The organism is Ochrobactrum sp. RH2CCR150 (assembly GCA_014138095.1).
Classification (GTDB): domain Bacteria; phylum Pseudomonadota; class Alphaproteobacteria; order Rhizobiales; family Rhizobiaceae; genus Brucella; species Brucella gambitense.
The window spans coordinates 315,570-331,284 of record JACGXE010000004.1 but is presented as its reverse complement, the minus strand read 5'-3'; the positions used below and the strand labels follow the sequence as shown (position 1 = coordinate 331,284).

Genomic DNA, 15,715 nt, shown 5'->3' with positions numbered 1-15,715 from the left:
CTCAGGCGGGTTCTGTATGTTCCCGAACGTTTTTCCACAGGGATTCTATGCTGCTTGATAAGGCAGTTTTGCAGAGCAAATTACGATTAACGAAGGTGATTGCTATTTGATTGCTAGCATCAATGTGTCAAAAACGAAAACTAGCTAAGTCATTGATTTTATGGTGCCGCTTACGTGACTCGAACACGTGACCCCATCATTACGAAAGGTGCGCTCTATCATTATGCGGATAACCTGAAGCGTCCTTATGATCCTGAGAAAGCCAAGCAGATGCTTGCCGATGCCAGCGCATCCAATCTTTCGCTTAATTATATTGTTAATGTCGGCAACGAAACCGACGAGCAAATTGCTGTCCTACTACAGCAGCAGCTTCAGAAAGCGGGCGTTACAGTAAATTTGCAGAAAGTCGGTCCGAGTCAAAGCTGGGATATGCTAATTGCCGGCGACTATGATATTTCGGTTATGTACTGGACCAACGACGTCCTCAACCCTGACCAGAAAACCACATTTGTGTTAGGTCACGATACGAATATGAATTACATGACGCGCTGTAATAATGAGAAGGTGAAAGACCTTGTCGCAGCTGCGCGCCTTGAACTCGATCCGAAGAAGCGCGAAGAGATGTATATTGATTTGCAAAAAATGGCGAAAGACGACGTCAACTGGGTCGATCTTTATTACAGCCCATATATTAATGTTACGGGAAAGAATATCGATGGTTTTTATCAGAATCCGCTTGGCCGTTTCTTTTTAGAAGACACAGTGAAGAAATAATGTGAAATTTTGAAACTGAAATGACGGCGGCCTTTTAAATGTGGTATTTGAATGGATTCAACCGTTGTTGATCCATATTTCGAAAAAACGTTAGCTCTCAACTTTGATGAGTTGCAACCTTAACGTTACTAAAAAATGGGAGAGTAATCTCACTACCTCTCTCGAGATTTAAATCGTGGTGCTCTTTCGGACAATTAACGGCGATTCGATTACAGACTGCTGGTCCGAATCAAGAAGCTGTCCCATCTCACTCATCGTCAGTATCTCTATCGCTCGCTCAACCATTCTTTGGCCGTCATGGACGAGAGTGGTGAGATTATAAGCAGCCCAACCTGCTTCCGCAATATTATCGTAACCACCAACCATGATGTCATCGGGAATACGAACGCCAACTTCTTGACGCAATGCATCTATGGCGCCAAGCGCTAACAGATCGTTTGCACAATAGATTGCATCTGGCAGTTTTGTTGCTGAGCTTACCATGTCTTTCAGCTGTCGGATTGCTGCGTAACCCGCTTCATACCGATAGTCGCCTTCCAAAATGAACGGGGACTCAAATCCTGTTTCATCGAGGCGCTGACAAAAACCAAGCTGTCGATCAATGTTAGCCTGACTGTCAATTGGACCGGTTATATAGGCAAACTTGCGTGCGCCGCGCTCAATGAAGTGCTCTGCCATGACGCGCGATGCGCCGACGCTGTCACAGCTGATTGAATAAACCCAATCTCCAGAAAAGCGGGTGTTGAAAGAAATCACCGGTACACGCAATTGCGATAGCTGTTCCAGCGCCTCCGGACTTAAAACTGCGAGTGCGCTGACGATGGCGTCGACCCGGTACCCTGCAAGCATGGGTACTATGTCATCGAAGGTGTGTCCACTTTCGACATGTACAAGCAAAATACGCCAGCCTTCCGCTTGAAGCATTTTGGAGAAGGTTTCGAGTACTGATGTGTAGAATGGATTATAAAGCCCGCCAATCACGACGGCGACCAGACGCGAGCGATGGCTTAACATGATGCTTGGGATAAAGCTTGGCCGATAGCCCAGCTCTTCGGCAGCTGCCATGACTTTTTTGCGTGTTTCAGGAGACACGCTCGCACCAGGCTTATAGGTTCTAGAAACTGCGGATTGAGAAACGCCGGCCAATCTTGCCACATCTGTAGAGGATGCGTAGGGCTTATTACGTTTCATTCCATATCCTTTGCGGTTCATGTCCAGTTTTCTGAACAATCATATGATTTCGTTTTGCCATTATGCTCGAACGCTTTCAAGGATTTGAACTGGCTTTTGAGTTGCCGGTAAAAATTCCAAAAGTTTTCTATTGACGATGCACGGTCTCTCTGCATAGCTATGCAACGCTAGTGACTAGCTAGTCAATGCGTGTTTTGGGAGGAAAAACGCATGAACCTAATTCGTACGGTGCCATTCAACAGGCGGGCCTTTATTAAGGGTGCTGCAGGACTTGGTGCTCTCTCAGCTTTTGGTGGATTGTCTTCGCTGCGCGCGCTCGCCGAGCAGAAGCCAACGCTGGTCAATGCCATTCGTTCGCTGTCAAATCCGTATCACGCAGCGTGGAACAAAGGCGGCGAAGCCTTCGCAAAATCGCTTGGTCTCGAATATGTGACGCTTGTTACCGAAGGCGATAGCGAGAAGGGCATTGCTGATATTCGCGCAATCTTGGCGCGCACCGGCGGCAATGCGGTTATCAATGTCGATCCAAACGATGCAGCCGATGCGCGCCCTATCGTTGAAGCCTGCGCCGCCGCCAAGGCCCATGTGCTGACACAATGGAACAAGCCTGCCGACCTTCATCCGTGGGATCACGATCCCTATTACGTTGCTCATGTGAGCTTCGACGGACAGCGCTATGGCGCAGAAACCGCTGAAATCCTGGTCAAGTCTATTGGTGGGAAGGGTGGGATTCTGGGCCTCGGCGGAACGCTGTCGAACACGGTTGCTATCGATCGTCGCCAAGGTCTGGAGAAGGCTCTCGCTGCACATCCTGATGTGCAGCTTCTTGATTTTCAGGTTGCTGATTGGCAGTCGAGCAAAGCGTTTGATGTTGTCAGTGCATGGCTGACCCGTTTTGGCGATGACATTAAGGGTATCTGGTGCGCCAATGACGATATGGGCATCGGTGCGCTGGAAGCACTGCGAGCGGAAGGACTTGCCGGACAGATACCAATCACAGGCGTTGATGGTATTGGAACAGCGGTCGAAGCCGTGAAAAACGGTGAGTTTGCAGCAACTGTATCGTCTGATCCATTCTGGCAAGGCTCAATGGGGCTGGCCATTCCCTATAGCGCCCGCGCCGGTGTCTTTGATCCATCGAAAGAGCCGAAAGATCATCGCGAGTTTTACGGTACGGCTTTAGTCGTGACGAAAGACAACGTCGACGATTTCTACGAAAACAATATCAAGAATACGCCAAATCTTGATTTCAAGGACCTTTGGGGCCGTGCGAGCGGACAGATCCGCGAGGGCTGATACGCCTCGCGGTCTGAAGCCTCCCGCCATGCTCGGCGGAATATTGCTTGACAGGAAAAGCATATGAGAGTTGCGAGCCACGATTTCACTCCGGCTGACGCTAAAGGCGTAGCCATGTCTAAAAACGGTATCCAAAGCCGATTGCCGGAGCTGATGCGCCGGCTCGCGCCGCTGATCGTGTTGCTCGTGCTGTGCATAGGTTTGGGGCTGATTAGCCCGAACTTTTTCTCGGTCAACAATTTCGCCCGTATCGCATCAGCTGCGGCCATCCCGGCCGTGCTGACGCTCGGCGCAACATTCGTGATCCTGCTTGGCAGCATCGATCTTTCTGTTGAAGGCGTCATGGCGTTGGCAGGCGTGGTGCTGGCGTCCATGGTTGCAGCTGATAGCTCATTGCTTGGAAGTGTTCTTGGCGTGATTGCTGCAATTGCCGTTGGCGCCGCAATGGGAGCATTTTCCGGCCTGCTGCATGTCATCCTGCGCATACCATCTTTCATGATGACGCTTGGCATGTGGTTTATCGGACTTGGCATTGCCACTTTGATGGTCGGCGGTGGCACAATTGCTATTCGCGAATCGGCAGTCCGCAGTTTCGCTCTTGAACGTTTTGCCGGTCTTCCTTTCACCGTCTGGATTGCACTTGCTGCTCTGCTCGTGGCCTGGGTGGTGCAGAACCACACGCGTCTCGGTCGCCACATCTATGCGCTTGGCGGCGGCGAGGATATCGCGGTGCTTTCCGGCGTATCCGTGCTGCGCACCAAGTTGCTCGTCTTTGCAATGGCAGGTGCGTTTTACGGACTTGGTGCAGTGCTCGCCGCAGCCCAGCTTGGTCAGGGCAATGCCGATATTGGTACTGGACGGCTGTTCACGACGATTACGGCCGTCGTTGTTGGCGGAACCTCGCTTTTGGGCGGACAGGGGGGTGTCCTACAATCACTCATAGGGGTTCTCATTGTTTCTGTTCTTGCTAACGGCATGGTTCTGCTCGGCATTCCACCATATCTGCAACAGGCATTTCTTGGTCTGATGATCATTGGAGCCGTTGCCTATGCCACACGCCGCACACGCTTCAAGATTGTGAAATAAACCATGTTGACGATCAGTGGACTGACAAAATCATTTGGCAGTGTTCATGCTCTTAAGGGCGTGGATTTGGAAATTCGCCCGGGCGAAGTGGTTGGGCTTGTGGGCGAAAATGGCGCGGGTAAATCCACACTCATGCGTATTCTCGCCGGCACACAGCGCCCAAGCACAGGCACGATCACCCGCAACGGAAGGCCTTTTGCCGTCAGCTCGCCGCAACAGGCAAATGAGCAGGGCGTTGCAATGGTATTTCAGGAGCAGTCGTTGCTGCTGAACCTTTCCATCGCGCAGAACATTTTTTTAGGGCAGGAGCAGCGTTTTATCCGCTTTGGTCTGGTTAACTGGCGCAAGATGAATGAAGCCGCCGCCAAGCATTTGAAGCAGGTCGGTATTCATGCCGATCCGGCGACGCTTGCGGGTGATCTTACTTTTGCCGAGCGCCAGATGGTGGAACTCGCCAAGGCGCTGTCATTGGCGGATCGCGTTGATGGTGATCTGATCATTTTGCTCGACGAGCCGACATCGGTGTTGGAGCAATCAGAAATCGACATCCTTTTTGAGCGTGTTCGGGCGCTTAAATCACGCGCAAGCTTTGTCTTTGTTTCGCACCGTCTCGATGAGGTGCTGGAAATCAGTGATCGCATCTATGTGATGAAAGACGGGCAGGGCGTTGCCACGATGGATGCGGAGAGTGTCAACGATGCGGATCTTCACCGCATCATGGTGGGTCGCGAGATGCACACCGAATATTATCTGGAGTCGGAGCAAACCGAACCCAGTATGCAGATTGCGCTTGAAGCGCGTAATCTGTCGTGCACTGGCAAATATCATAATATCGATCTGACGCTTCGCGAAGGCGAGATACTTGGCATTGCAGGCGTCATTGGTTCGGGACGTGAAGAACTGATCCGCAGCTTTTTCGGTTTTGAGACGCCGACATCCGGTGAGATGCTGCTGAAGGGTAAGGCGGTAAAACTTGCCAATCCGACAGAAGCTGTGTCGCGGGGCATTGGCTATATTCCAAGTGAACGTAGGCTTGAAGGTCTCGTCATGATGATGCCGATTGCTTCCAACATTACGTTGTCGCGTCTTGATGTTGTCGAAGGCTCCATCGGTATTCAGCATAATCGTGAAACGGTTCTGGCCGAAGACTGGATCAAGAAACTCTCCATTCATGCGCCGGGGCCTCATGCTTTGTGTCAGGCACTGAGCGGCGGCAACCAGCAGAAAGTGGTTCTGGCCAAGTGGCTGACGGCTGGTTCGCGCATTCTGATCCTCGATCATCCAACGCGCGGTGTCGATGTGGGCGCGAAGGAGGAAATCTTCCGCCTGATGCGTCAATTAAGCCGCGAGGGCTATGCGATCATCCTCATCGCCGACACTCTCGAAGAGACCATCGGCCTTTCGCACAATATTCTTGTCATGCGCGATGGCGAAATCACCGCACGTATTCCTGCCCCGACTGGGTCCAAGCCGTCTCAGGTGCAGCTCGTTGAACATATGGTCTGATCATGAACGAGAAAACCGCTCTCTCCAACGTTTCCGGCGCATCCCCTCGATTTAGCGCAGCTCAGCTACGCCAATATGCACCGCTTGCCTTTCTGGTCGTTATGGTGGTGCTTGTCTCGGTCTATTCGCCGGGCTTTGCCAGCGTCAATACCGGGCTGGTTCTGCTTGCAGATACCATGGCGCTGTTCACGCTTGCTGCTGGTCTGTCTTTTGTCATTGTGATTGGTGGCATTGATCTGAGTTTGCCTGCGGTCGCATCGCTTGCAAGCGTGGTGACGGCGATGCTTTTGCCAGAACTTGGGCTGCTAGCCTTTCCAATTGCGCTTCTCTGCGGCGTTGCTTCCGGTCTTTTCAGCGGCCTTGTGCATGTGCGCTTAAAAATTCCGTCCTTTATCGCAACACTTGCAACTGGTGGCGTCGTCTCCGGAATTGCGCTTTATATCTCCAAAGCACGTAGCATCGGCATCAGCGCGGCCGACCGTCCAATGCTTAACTGGATTGCCGGTACGACGTTTGGAATTCCAAACATCATTCTTGTCGGGCTACTGATGTGCCTTATTGGCATATATATCCAGCGCTATACGCGCTTTGGTCGCTATTGCTATGCCATTGGTGCCGGTGAACCCGCCGCAATTGCCGCCGGTATCCACGTGGATCGCCAGAAGGTTGTGGCCTTCGTATTGTCGGCGCTTTTTGCGGCTGTCGCGGGTATCATGCTTGCAGCGCGCATGACAAGCGGTTCGCCAACTGGCGCTAGCCAGCTGCTTCTTCCAGCTATCGCCGCTGTTCTCGTTGGCGGCACACCGATCACCGGCGGGCTTGGCGGCGTCGGACGCACGCTGGTCGGAGCGCTCATCGTGTCGGTCGTGCGTATAGGCATGACATTTGTCGGTATCGACATCTTTTCACAGCAGATCGTCTTCGGCGCTGTTCTCATTCTCACCGTCGCCGTCACCATGGATCGCGACAATATCCTCATCGCAAAATAGGCAGCCGCGCGGCTGTATGTATCGCAGGAGTTATTATGGATCTGCAATTGAAGGGAAAGACCGCCGTAATCACCGGCGCGTCGGTCGGGATTGGCTTGGCCATTGCCGAAGGATTGGCCGCAGAAGGTACGAACCTTGTGCTGGTAGCGCGTGGCAAAGAACGTGTAGAAGCTGAAGCGCAGCGCATTGCTGAAAAGTCCGGAGTCAATGCTATCGGTGTGGCGGCAGATGTGTCGACCGTGGAAGGCACTGACGCTGTTATCGCTGCCGCAGCTTCCGCAGGCGGTACCGATATTCTCATCAACAATGCGGGTACCGGCTCCAATGAAACGATCATGGATGCGCCGGACGATAAGTGGCAGTTCTATTGGGATCTGCATGTGATGGCGGCAGTGCGCCTTGCGCGTGGACTGGTGCCACAGATGAAGGCCAAAGGCGGCGGTGTAGTGCTGCATAACGCTTCTATCTGTGCTGTACAGCCACTTTGGTATGAGCCGATTTACAATGTCACCAAATCAGCTTTGATGATGTTCTCCAAAACACTCTCGACCGAGGTGATTGGGGACAATATCCGCGTCAATTGCGTTAACCCGGGTCTGATTCTCACGCCTGATTGGGTGAAGACCGCCAAGCAGCTCACAGCCGATAAGGGCGGCAACTGGGAAGGCTATCTTCAGGATGTTGCCAACGAACATGCAGCCGCCAAGCGCTTTGGTACGCCGGAAGAGCTCGCGCATTTCTTCGTGTTCCTGTGCTCGTCCCGTGCAAGCTATAGCGTTGGGTCAACCTATTTCGTCGATGGGGGGATGCTCAAGTCACTTTGAGGACGTCACTCGATAATTCTCTTCCTGGAGAAATGCTGGCCGGAATTGCTCCTACAATTCCGGCATTTTTTCATCCCTTAGATCGGCTGCATCTTGCGCATATCACTGAGCAAACGCTTCATGCGATGAATGCGGTCATGCTGGTCCGTAGGACGACGCATAGCGACGCTGGTGGAGAGAATATCGATGACAACCAAAGCGGCGATACGCGAAATGGTCGGCGTGTACATATTGGTGTTTTCAAGTGTCTCAACAATAAGAGAAACATCGCAATAGTTGGTCAACGGCGAGTCTGAACCTGTCATCCCAATGACAGACGCACCGTTTTCCCGGGCGATGCGGGCGATTTCGATGATTGAGCGTGTGGTGCCAGTATTGGAGATGACGAACGCGACTGCGCCCGGCTTCATCATCGATGCCACCATCAATTGTTGATGCGAATCGAGCTCGGCACCGCATGGCACACCGAATAGTGGAAATTTCTGCTGTGCATCGCGTGCTACGATGCCGGAAGCGCCGAAACCGAAAAACACAATCGAATTGCACTTTGTCAGGATATCGATTGCTTTGTGAAGGGCGATCTTGTCCAATCGCGACCGCGCCCAGTCGAGGCTGGTCATCGTATAATCGAAGATCTTTTCTGCAACGACTTCTGGCTCGTCCGTCTCGACCAGCACTGAATGCGTAGCGGGCGTCCCGAGCGCCAGACTTTGAGCGAGCCTGATTTTCAGATCCTGGAAGCCGGAGCAGCCGATGGCCGTCGCAAAACGCAATACGGTAGGTTGGCTGACGTCGGCAAGTGTTGCAGTCTCGCTGACGGTTGCATTCATGATGCGGTGAGGATCGTCGAGGACAACGTCAGCGACTTTACGATCCGACTTCCGCAGCTCCGGTCGCATTGTGCGAATAACTTCAATAATATTGCGACCATTCAGGCCACGCGTTTCACTACGCGCATCATTATCCATTCAAGAAAATCCCTCTGACGGCTCAAGGGCCGGAACGCTTTTTCAATATGTTAGCGTATCGGCTCCAAAACCGGAATCGATTTTTGGCAAGCATCACGCATGGTTTCAATAGGTTAGAGCACTGCTTACAAGGGCGACCTTAATGCGTGTACGGTGTACATGAAGATCACCAGCAGATCGAGCCGCAGCGTCGATGTTTTCCGGCGCTTCGGTGTTGAATTCGAACAAGCCGTAATGATGAGCGACCAGATCAGTAGCGCCTATATGCTGGGTCAGCGCGACTGCTTCTTGTAGTGTGAAGTTGCCGGGAACACCGTTATTCGAAAGTTCGGGACTGCGGCCATTTACCGGTAATAACGCCACATGAGGATTATGAGCGGCAACTTCGGCTTCCAAACCTTCATACGGTATGCAGTCACCAGAATGCCAGATACGGAGTGCCCCGCAATCAAATACATAACCGAGGAACTTGTGATCGCCGTTCTGGTCTGTTTCCAGCGCTTCATGGGCCGCGCGGGTTGCGGCGATCTTGATTGGCCCCAGCGAATATCTCTCTTGAGCGCCGATCAATACAAGGCGCTTTTCATCGACGCCCGAGCGCGTTAGAGCCTGGTCCTTCATAGCCCGGGGAACAAGCAAGGTTGCGTTGGGATTCTGTGTCAGAAGCGCTGGTAGAGTGCCGGGATCCATATGGTCGGTATGAGCGTGTGTGCAGGCCACAAGATCGACAAAATGAATGCCGTCCGGCGCAACCGGAGGGGGCATCATGCGTATATGCGGTCTGCTCGTGCCTTTATATTTCTCGGCCAGGCTATCGGAAAGATAAGGGTCGATGACAATGCGTTTCTCGAAGGCCTCCAGCACAAAGCCCGCTTGTCCCAGCCATAAAATACGAATGCCGGGCGTGGCTGGTCTGCGCAGATAATCCTCCAGTGGAAGCGTTTCGGCAATTTCCTGCAAACATCCCGGCATTTTGAAGTCCTTTTAGTTTTTGAGCGCGGCGACCAGATTGTCCGCGGCAATCCTGGTGGCTCTGTCTACGCTTTCCGCAGTGAAACCACCGATATGGCTGGTTGCTATGACCCTTGGATGCGCAGCAAGCTCCAGGGAGAGCGGCGGTTCCTGTTCGAACACATCCGTCGCATAGTTGGACAACTGGCCACTGTTCAAAGCGTCGATAAGGGCGCGGTCGTCGACCAGTTTCGCGCGCGCCGTATTTACGAGGATGAGACCCGGCTTTGCTGCGGCCAATCGCTCGCGTGAGATCAGCGTCGAGCCGTCGCGGGGTGCAGGGCAATGTAGCGTAATGATATCGGCTTGCGCGATGATATCGTCCACCTCGGCAAAACTGAAAGAGCCAGCAGAGAGCCCAAGATCTGGCTTGAGCGGATCATAACCCAGGACTCTTGCGCCGACTGCTACCAGCATGCGTGCAACCTCGCGGCCAATCGCGCCGCAACCGATCACGCCGACAGTGCGGCCTCGAATTTCGATGCCGCGCTGGCGGGGCCATCCACCGGCTTTGATACCGGTATCTGCCTGGGGTATAGAGCGTAGCGCGCTGAAGATCAGGCCAATCGCCAACTCGGCAACGCCCAGCGAGTTTGCACCTTCTGCAATCAACACTCTGATGCCACGCTCGGTGAGCAGCTCAACCGGAAGATTATCGGTGCCCACGCCGTTTCGGCTGATGGCTTTAAGCGCTCGTGCGGCTTCGATGACACGCGGTGAGACCGGTTCAACACCGGCGAGCCAGCCCGAAACATCGCTCACGAGGCGCACAAGCTCATCCTCGTCAGGTGTTTTGCCCGGCGTGGAGTAGACGATTTCGAAACCTGAATTGCGCAGGTTTTCGATATGCGGATGCGGCTCGGCGGTGAGCGAGCGTGGCGTAACGAGAATACGCTGTACCATCTCTACCGTCCTGCCGCTTCGATGGCGATTTCCGAAATACGGTCAAAAGCAGGCCCGCTCGTTGGAATGTCAATATGGAAGACTTCCGCGATGACCTGTGTCCAGCCGTGGATAAAGTAAGTCCAGCCGTCGACCACATTGAGCGACTTGGCCTGTTTCTGCGCGCGCGCCTGATCAAGGAAAACGAGATTGCCGCGATAGTTGAGGTCCCAAACCACTGACTTTTCAGGGAACGCCGCCGCATTGGATAAGGGCGAGCCGGGCGCGTCTTTGCCGAGGCCGGTTGCATTGATGATGAACGAACCGGGCTTGAGGCTGTTGAGAACAGCGTCGTTGTCTTCCGGGCGCGGGGCCAGAATATATTCAACTGCAACGTCGCTCGCGACTTCGGCATGAATGCGCTTGATTTCATCAAGACGATGCTGGCTGCGATTGGAAACAATAATACGGGCCGGCACATTCTTGCCACGCGACTTACGCATCAGATGCCATGTGATTGCGATGGTGGAGCCGCCTGCGCCCATTGAGAAAAGATCTGCGTCTGTGCGCTCGAAATAGTCGGCACCCAAAAAACCATCTATGGCCAGACCCGAGGAGATCGGATCCTTTGCATGGCAGATGAGTTTGCCATCTTTTTTGGATATGCAGCTTGTCTCATCCATCAACAGCGCATGGGGGTCGATCACGTCGAACATATCGCGGCAGGCGTGGAAGAGGTCGATCTTGTGTGTGGTAACAAGCGCACCCAATGAAAGCGGATCGTTGCGAATGAACTCAACAGCTTCGCGGTAAGCCTCGGGATCGTCGTGTAATTTGAAGTCGATACCCTTGATGACGGCGTCTTTAAGGCCGAGATACTCAGCCCAGGCCGGGAACACCTTCATGATCGAGCTTTTGCCGGTGGTTACGCCGATAAAGTACAGCGTCGGCTGTGTAGCTGGCTGATACTTGCTCATGCGCGCATCTCCAGCGCCTGGCGCGCCACATTCACAGCGCTGGCGGCATTTTTCCTGATCGCATCAAAGCGACCCTCGCGAATGTCTTCGGTCTTGGCGATCCAGGTGCCGCCCACGGCCACAACCTGCTTGATCGCGAGCCAGTCGCCGATCGTGTCTTCGGTGACGCCGCCGGTCGGAATGAAACGCACGCCGAGATGTGCGAATGGCGCGGCAATACCCGACAGCGCTTTCGGGCCGCCTGCAACCCCTGCCGGGAAGAACTTTGCTAGACGGACGCCCTGTGCTGTGGCGAGCGTCAGATCCGTTGGCGTCATGATGCCGGGGCAGAAAGGCAGATCAGCTTTTGATGCTGCGTCAACGATCCGCGGATCATAACCTGGCGCCAGACCAAAGCGCGCGCCGCTTTCGATAGCTTTATCGAGATTGGCAGTGTCAAGAATCGTGCCTGCACCAATGCAAAGCTCTGGTCGCGCATCGCGAATTGCCGCCAGAACATCCGCCGCAGCTTCCGTGCGGAACGTGATTTCTGCAACTGGCAAGCCGCCTTCGAGGAGTGCATCGGCGAGAGGAATGGCATCTTCCGTGCGTTCGATCGCGATAACAGGAACAACACCAAGGCTAGCGATAAGGTCAATAGGATTGCTCATGGCAACATCCTTCAGATTGAATTTTCGACTTATTGTTTTCACGTGCTCAGGCGTATTCACGCATGACCGCATCGACGGTTGCTGGATCGCGCGGTTTGTAGTGGGGGTTCTCGACGAGCTCCCAGCCGCCGCCTGACTTGGCGATCACGCGGTGGCGCATTCCATTGGACTTCTCAATGATCCCGTAGTCCTGACCGCTGTCGGATGGATAGGCGAAGACCATCACGAGATCGGTGTCGCCGACGTTGATCGAACGATGAATCCAGAATGGCGGAACATAGCAAATCGTCTGGGCGGTGATTTCGATGATCCGGGTTTCGCCGGCGGGCGATTCGAGCTGCATCAAGCCCTGGCCGCTTTGGCCGTAGTAAATTTCCGGGCGGTCCGCCTTGGCATGAATGTGACCGCGGGTGAGGAAGAACTCCTTCCCGACACGACCCGGATTCATGCGGGTGACACCATAGATCAGATCGCCGCTATGAGCGCCCGGTTTAAAGTCCTCGACGTCATAAACAACCGTGTTTCCGTGCGTTTCGCGCAAGGCTTCGAAAGCATTTTCGTCGCCGTAAAGTCCCACGAGATCATTCAAGCGCTTTTCATAGCGGCCGGTATTGCCGCTCATGCCGCCAGAATTTGGATTGACGACGCTCACTACAGGTTCGCGTAACATGTATTCCTCCATTTCGTAGTGAAATTACATAAAATAGGATATCAGCACAATCAAGTGGGTCATATGAGATAAATTTTTGGTATAATCGTTACAGATTTGTCGTTTAAATTATTGACGCTGCAAATTTGTGTAATTATGCTACCCAAATCTAATAAGATCGGTAGGAGCCGATCGTTCCAGGAGGAGATTTCCAAATGCAGGGCTTGAAATCTGTAATGTTGAAAATGTCGCTTGCTGCGGCGTCGTCACTGTTGGCGCTCTCGGTTGCGCATGCGGCCGATTGCAAGATTGGCATTTCGATGAAGACGCTCGATGCGCCTTACTTTGCAGCGCAGGAAGTTTCGGCGAAGAAGCGTGCGGAAGAGCTCGGTTGTGAAGTCTTGACTGCTGATGGGCAGAACGACCTCAACAAGCAGGTTTCGGATGTTGAGGATATGGTTGCGCAGGGTATTAACGCGCTCATTATCAATCCGCGCGACAGCAAGGGGCTTGTTCCGGCTGTGAACGCCGCGACCGCAGCTGGCGTAAAAGTTTTCGTGGTTGATTCTACGCTTGATCCGTCGGCCAATTTCGTCACGCTGGTTCAGTCGTCCAATGCAAACAATGGTCAGCTTGTCGGTCAGTGGCTTGCAGACCAGACCAAGGGAAAAGACCTCAAGATCGCTCTGATCTCGGGCGATAAGGGCAATGAAGTTGGTCAGGAACGTCGGCTCGGCGTCTTGGCCGGGCTCGTTGAAGGCCAGTTGCGCAACGAAGGCCGTGTCCGCTTTGAAGTTGTCGGCCAGGGTTGGGGCATGTGGAACAATGAAGGCGGCCTGAAGGCTATGGAAGATCTCCTCACAGCCAATCCCGATATCAATGTCGTTCTCGGTGAAAATGACTCGATGGTTCTCGGTGCGCGCAAGGCGTTGGAACAGTCCAATCAGCTCGATGGTGTACTTCTTCTCGCAGCAGCCGATGGCCAGAAAGAAGCCATGGCGATGATCAAGGAAGGCAAATACGGTGCCACCGGTCTGAACGATCCGGCACTTGTTGCCGCGACCGCCGTTGACCTTGCGAAGAAGGCGGTTGATGGCACCTTGCCGGCTGATACGTCGAAGGTCACCTATACGACGCCTGTCGCTATCACCAAAGATAATGTGGACAAGTATTACAAGCCGGACGCCGTTTTCTAAGATTAGCTGCCTTCATAGTGCAGCCAGTCTGGTAGTGAAAGACTGGCTGCACTATGGGATTGTCCGAGGAGGCGATTCAGCCAGATGCATGGCGTCTGACGAGTTTCGCAAGCGGTCGCGCGGTGACCATTTCTTACGGGCTGAACTGAAATTCGGGTGGAGCGTCCTGGGTCTTGAAGATCTGGAATGATTGAAATGGAAAATCTTGTAGAGCTGTCCGGCATAGCGAAGTCATTTGGCGGAGTTCATGCGCTTCGTGGTGTCGACTTCGCGCTTCGCGCAGGCGAAGTTCATGCTTTGCTTGGTGAGAATGGGGCGGGCAAATCGACGTTGATGCGCGTTCTCGGCGGGGAGTTTTCGCCCACTCGTGGCGAAGTCAATGTCGCGGGCGAAGTGCAGCATTTTCGCGGCCCTATGGATGCGATGTCCAAAGGTATCGCCGTCATTCATCAAGAAATGGCATTGGCAACTGATCTGACCGTTGCCGAAAACATCTTTATGTGGATGCTGCCATCGGTCATTTCATGGCCAGAACTCAACAGCCGTGCAAAAGAACTTATTACGAGCCTTGGATTTTCCATTTCTCCCAGTGCTCTTGTCGGCGATCTTCCAATCGCGCATCAGCAGGTTGTGGAGATCGCGAAAGCCTTGTCACGCAATGCGCGCGTGATGGTGTTTGATGAGCCTACCGCCGTGCTGTCCGCACGTGACGCAAACCGTCTCCTCGATATCATCCGTACACTGCGCGAGCGCGGTGTTGGTATCATCTACATCTCGCATCGCCTGGATGAAGTTTTCAGCATCGCTGATCGTATTACGATCATGAAGGACGGCGCTTCCATCACCACGACTGAATGTGCGTCTGTAACGGTTGATGATGTCATTCGTCTCATGGTCGGTCGCCCGCTGAAGGCGCTTTTCGGTGAGGATATTGAGCGGAAAGTTGGCAATGAAGTTCTGCGTATCGAAGAACTCTCGGACGGCTCCCGTATCAAGGGCGTGTCACTGACGGTCAAGGCTGGTGAGATCATCGGCCTAGGTGGCCTCGTCGGAGCAGGGCGTACAGAACTCATGCGACTGGTTTTCGGTGCGGAGCGGGCGAAATCAGGACGGGTTTTCGTCCATGGCAAAGAAAAAACCATTCGTAACCCGCGTGAAGGTGTGAAGGCTGGTATCGGTCTTGTACCCGAAAGTCGCAAGGATCAGGGTTTGATCCTCGACTTCCCGATCCGCGTTAATTCTACCATGGCGAAGCTTGCTCCTTTGGTGAATCTGTTTGGTTTCGTAAAAGGCGGCGCGGAGCGCTCTACTGTTGAGGCGCTGTCAAAACGTCTCCGTCTAAAGGCAGGTAGTATTGAAGATCCGGCATCAAGCCTGTCGGGCGGCAATCAGCAGAAGGTTGTCCTCGCCAAGTGGTTTCATGCCGATGGCGACGTGCTGATTTTCGATGAACCCACCCGTGGTGTCGATGTTGGCGCCAAGACGGAAATCTATTCGCTCATCAAATCGCTTGCGGCTGAGGGGCGGGCGGTTGTGGTGATTTCCTCCGAACATCTTGAGCTTTTCGGTCTGTGCGACCGGATTTTGGTCATGCGCGAAGGCGCGGTGACGGGTTCGTTGCAGCCGGAGGAATACTCTGAAGAAAATTTGTTGAAGCTTGCCATGGTCAACACGGCCAGCGCAGAGCTTTCTGCAGCAGTTAATTGATTGGATAAA

At 53.5% G+C, this 15,715-nt stretch carries 14 protein-coding genes and 1 pseudogene; 8 read left to right on the top strand and 7 right to left on the bottom strand.

Annotated features, from left to right (window positions below; translation table 11 throughout):
- Window positions 1-198 precede the first annotated feature (198 nt).
- A pseudogene (locus tag FHW03_RS11400) lies at window positions 199-774 on the top strand (ABC transporter substrate-binding protein); the annotation flags it as partial.
- 168 nt (window positions 775-942) lie between these two features.
- Here FHW03_RS11400 and FHW03_RS11395 read toward each other — a convergent pair.
- A complete protein-coding gene (locus tag FHW03_RS11395; RefSeq protein WP_182520723.1) occupies window positions 943-1,965 on the bottom strand; it encodes a LacI family DNA-binding transcriptional regulator in 1,023 nt (340 codons plus the stop codon).
- A 210-nt stretch (window positions 1,966-2,175) separates the two neighbouring features.
- Here FHW03_RS11395 and FHW03_RS11390 point away from each other — a divergent pair, with 210 nt between their 5' ends.
- From FHW03_RS11390 to FHW03_RS11370, 5 genes are all read left to right on the top strand, one after another.
- On the top strand, window positions 2,176-3,261 hold the full coding sequence (locus FHW03_RS11390) for a sugar ABC transporter substrate-binding protein (RefSeq protein ID WP_182520722.1): 1,086 nt from the start codon (window positions 2,176-2,178) through the stop codon (window positions 3,259-3,261).
- A gap of 63 nt (window positions 3,262-3,324) precedes the next feature.
- Window positions 3,325-4,347, top strand: a complete 1,023-nt coding sequence (locus tag FHW03_RS11385; protein WP_377514635.1) for an ABC transporter permease — start codon at window positions 3,325-3,327, stop codon at window positions 4,345-4,347.
- Window positions 4,348-4,350: 3 nt separating this feature from the next.
- Complete coding sequence (locus tag FHW03_RS11380; RefSeq protein WP_182520721.1) at window positions 4,351-5,853, top strand: sugar ABC transporter ATP-binding protein; 1,503 nt, start codon at window positions 4,351-4,353, stop codon at window positions 5,851-5,853.
- Between the two features lie 2 nt (window positions 5,854-5,855).
- A complete protein-coding gene (locus FHW03_RS11375) occupies window positions 5,856-6,842 on the top strand; it encodes an ABC transporter permease (RefSeq protein ID WP_377514633.1) in 987 nt (328 codons plus the stop codon).
- A gap of 35 nt (window positions 6,843-6,877) precedes the next feature.
- Window positions 6,878-7,666, top strand: a complete 789-nt coding sequence (locus FHW03_RS11370) for an SDR family oxidoreductase (RefSeq protein WP_182520720.1) — start codon at window positions 6,878-6,880, stop codon at window positions 7,664-7,666.
- 77 nt (window positions 7,667-7,743) lie between these two features.
- Here the strand turns inward: FHW03_RS11370 and FHW03_RS11365 are convergent, their stop codons facing one another.
- The 6 genes from FHW03_RS11365 to FHW03_RS11340 form a co-directional block, all read right to left on the bottom strand.
- Window positions 7,744-8,634, bottom strand: coding sequence for an SIS domain-containing protein (locus tag FHW03_RS11365; protein ID WP_182520719.1), 891 nt, complete (start codon window positions 8,632-8,634; stop codon window positions 7,744-7,746).
- 105 nt (window positions 8,635-8,739) lie between these two features.
- The gene (locus FHW03_RS11360; RefSeq protein WP_182520718.1) at window positions 8,740-9,606 is read right to left on the bottom strand and encodes an MBL fold metallo-hydrolase; all 867 of its coding nucleotides are present in this window, start codon (window positions 9,604-9,606) and stop codon (window positions 8,740-8,742) included.
- 12 nt (window positions 9,607-9,618) lie between these two features.
- A complete protein-coding gene (locus FHW03_RS11355) occupies window positions 9,619-10,548 on the bottom strand; it encodes a phosphoglycerate dehydrogenase (RefSeq protein WP_182520717.1) in 930 nt (309 codons plus the stop codon).
- Window positions 10,549-10,550: 2 nt separating this feature from the next.
- The gene (locus tag FHW03_RS11350) at window positions 10,551-11,504 is read right to left on the bottom strand and encodes a shikimate dehydrogenase (protein WP_182520716.1); all 954 of its coding nucleotides are present in this window, start codon (window positions 11,502-11,504) and stop codon (window positions 10,551-10,553) included.
- Window positions 11,501-12,154, bottom strand: coding sequence for a bifunctional 4-hydroxy-2-oxoglutarate aldolase/2-dehydro-3-deoxy-phosphogluconate aldolase (gene eda, locus FHW03_RS11345; protein WP_182520715.1), 654 nt, complete (start codon window positions 12,152-12,154; stop codon window positions 11,501-11,503). The genes FHW03_RS11350 and eda overlap by 4 nt, the downstream gene beginning before the upstream one ends.
- A 46-nt stretch (window positions 12,155-12,200) precedes the next feature.
- On the bottom strand, window positions 12,201-12,824 hold the full coding sequence (locus FHW03_RS11340; protein WP_182520714.1) for a glucose-6-phosphate isomerase: 624 nt from the start codon (window positions 12,822-12,824) through the stop codon (window positions 12,201-12,203).
- Window positions 12,825-13,039: 215 nt separating this feature from the next.
- Here FHW03_RS11340 and FHW03_RS11335 point away from each other — a divergent pair, with 215 nt between their 5' ends.
- Both FHW03_RS11335 and FHW03_RS11330 read left to right on the top strand, forming a co-directional pair.
- Entirely contained in the window at window positions 13,040-13,999 is a 960-nt protein-coding gene (locus FHW03_RS11335) for a substrate-binding domain-containing protein (RefSeq protein WP_377514699.1), read from the top strand.
- Between the two features lie 195 nt (window positions 14,000-14,194).
- On the top strand, window positions 14,195-15,706 hold the full coding sequence (locus FHW03_RS11330; protein ID WP_182520712.1) for a sugar ABC transporter ATP-binding protein: 1,512 nt from the start codon (window positions 14,195-14,197) through the stop codon (window positions 15,704-15,706).
- Window positions 15,707-15,715: the final 9 nt, after the last annotated feature.

Coding starts and splice junctions, on each gene's coding strand:
- FHW03_RS11395 (WP_182520723.1), bottom strand. CDS start 1,965: ATGAAACGTAATAAGCCCTACGCATCCTCTACAGATGTGGCAAGATTG.
- FHW03_RS11390 (WP_182520722.1), top strand. CDS start 2,176: ATGAACCTAATTCGTACGGTGCCATTCAACAGGCGGGCCTTTATTAAG.
- FHW03_RS11385 (WP_377514635.1), top strand. CDS start 3,325: ATGAGAGTTGCGAGCCACGATTTCACTCCGGCTGACGCTAAAGGCGTA.
- FHW03_RS11380 (WP_182520721.1), top strand. CDS start 4,351: ATGTTGACGATCAGTGGACTGACAAAATCATTTGGCAGTGTTCATGCT.
- FHW03_RS11375 (WP_377514633.1), top strand. CDS start 5,856: ATGAACGAGAAAACCGCTCTCTCCAACGTTTCCGGCGCATCCCCTCGA.
- FHW03_RS11370 (WP_182520720.1), top strand. CDS start 6,878: ATGGATCTGCAATTGAAGGGAAAGACCGCCGTAATCACCGGCGCGTCG.
- FHW03_RS11365 (WP_182520719.1), bottom strand. CDS start 8,634: ATGGATAATGATGCGCGTAGTGAAACGCGTGGCCTGAATGGTCGCAAT.
- FHW03_RS11360 (WP_182520718.1), bottom strand. CDS start 9,606: ATGCCGGGATGTTTGCAGGAAATTGCCGAAACGCTTCCACTGGAGGAT.
- FHW03_RS11355 (WP_182520717.1), bottom strand. CDS start 10,548: ATGGTACAGCGTATTCTCGTTACGCCACGCTCGCTCACCGCCGAGCCG.
- FHW03_RS11350 (WP_182520716.1), bottom strand. CDS start 11,504: ATGAGCAAGTATCAGCCAGCTACACAGCCGACGCTGTACTTTATCGGC.
- eda (WP_182520715.1), bottom strand. CDS start 12,154: ATGAGCAATCCTATTGACCTTATCGCTAGCCTTGGTGTTGTTCCTGTT.
- FHW03_RS11340 (WP_182520714.1), bottom strand. CDS start 12,824: ATGTTACGCGAACCTGTAGTGAGCGTCGTCAATCCAAATTCTGGCGGC.
- FHW03_RS11335 (WP_377514699.1), top strand. CDS start 13,040: ATGTTGAAAATGTCGCTTGCTGCGGCGTCGTCACTGTTGGCGCTCTCG.
- FHW03_RS11330 (WP_182520712.1), top strand. CDS start 14,195: ATGGAAAATCTTGTAGAGCTGTCCGGCATAGCGAAGTCATTTGGCGGA.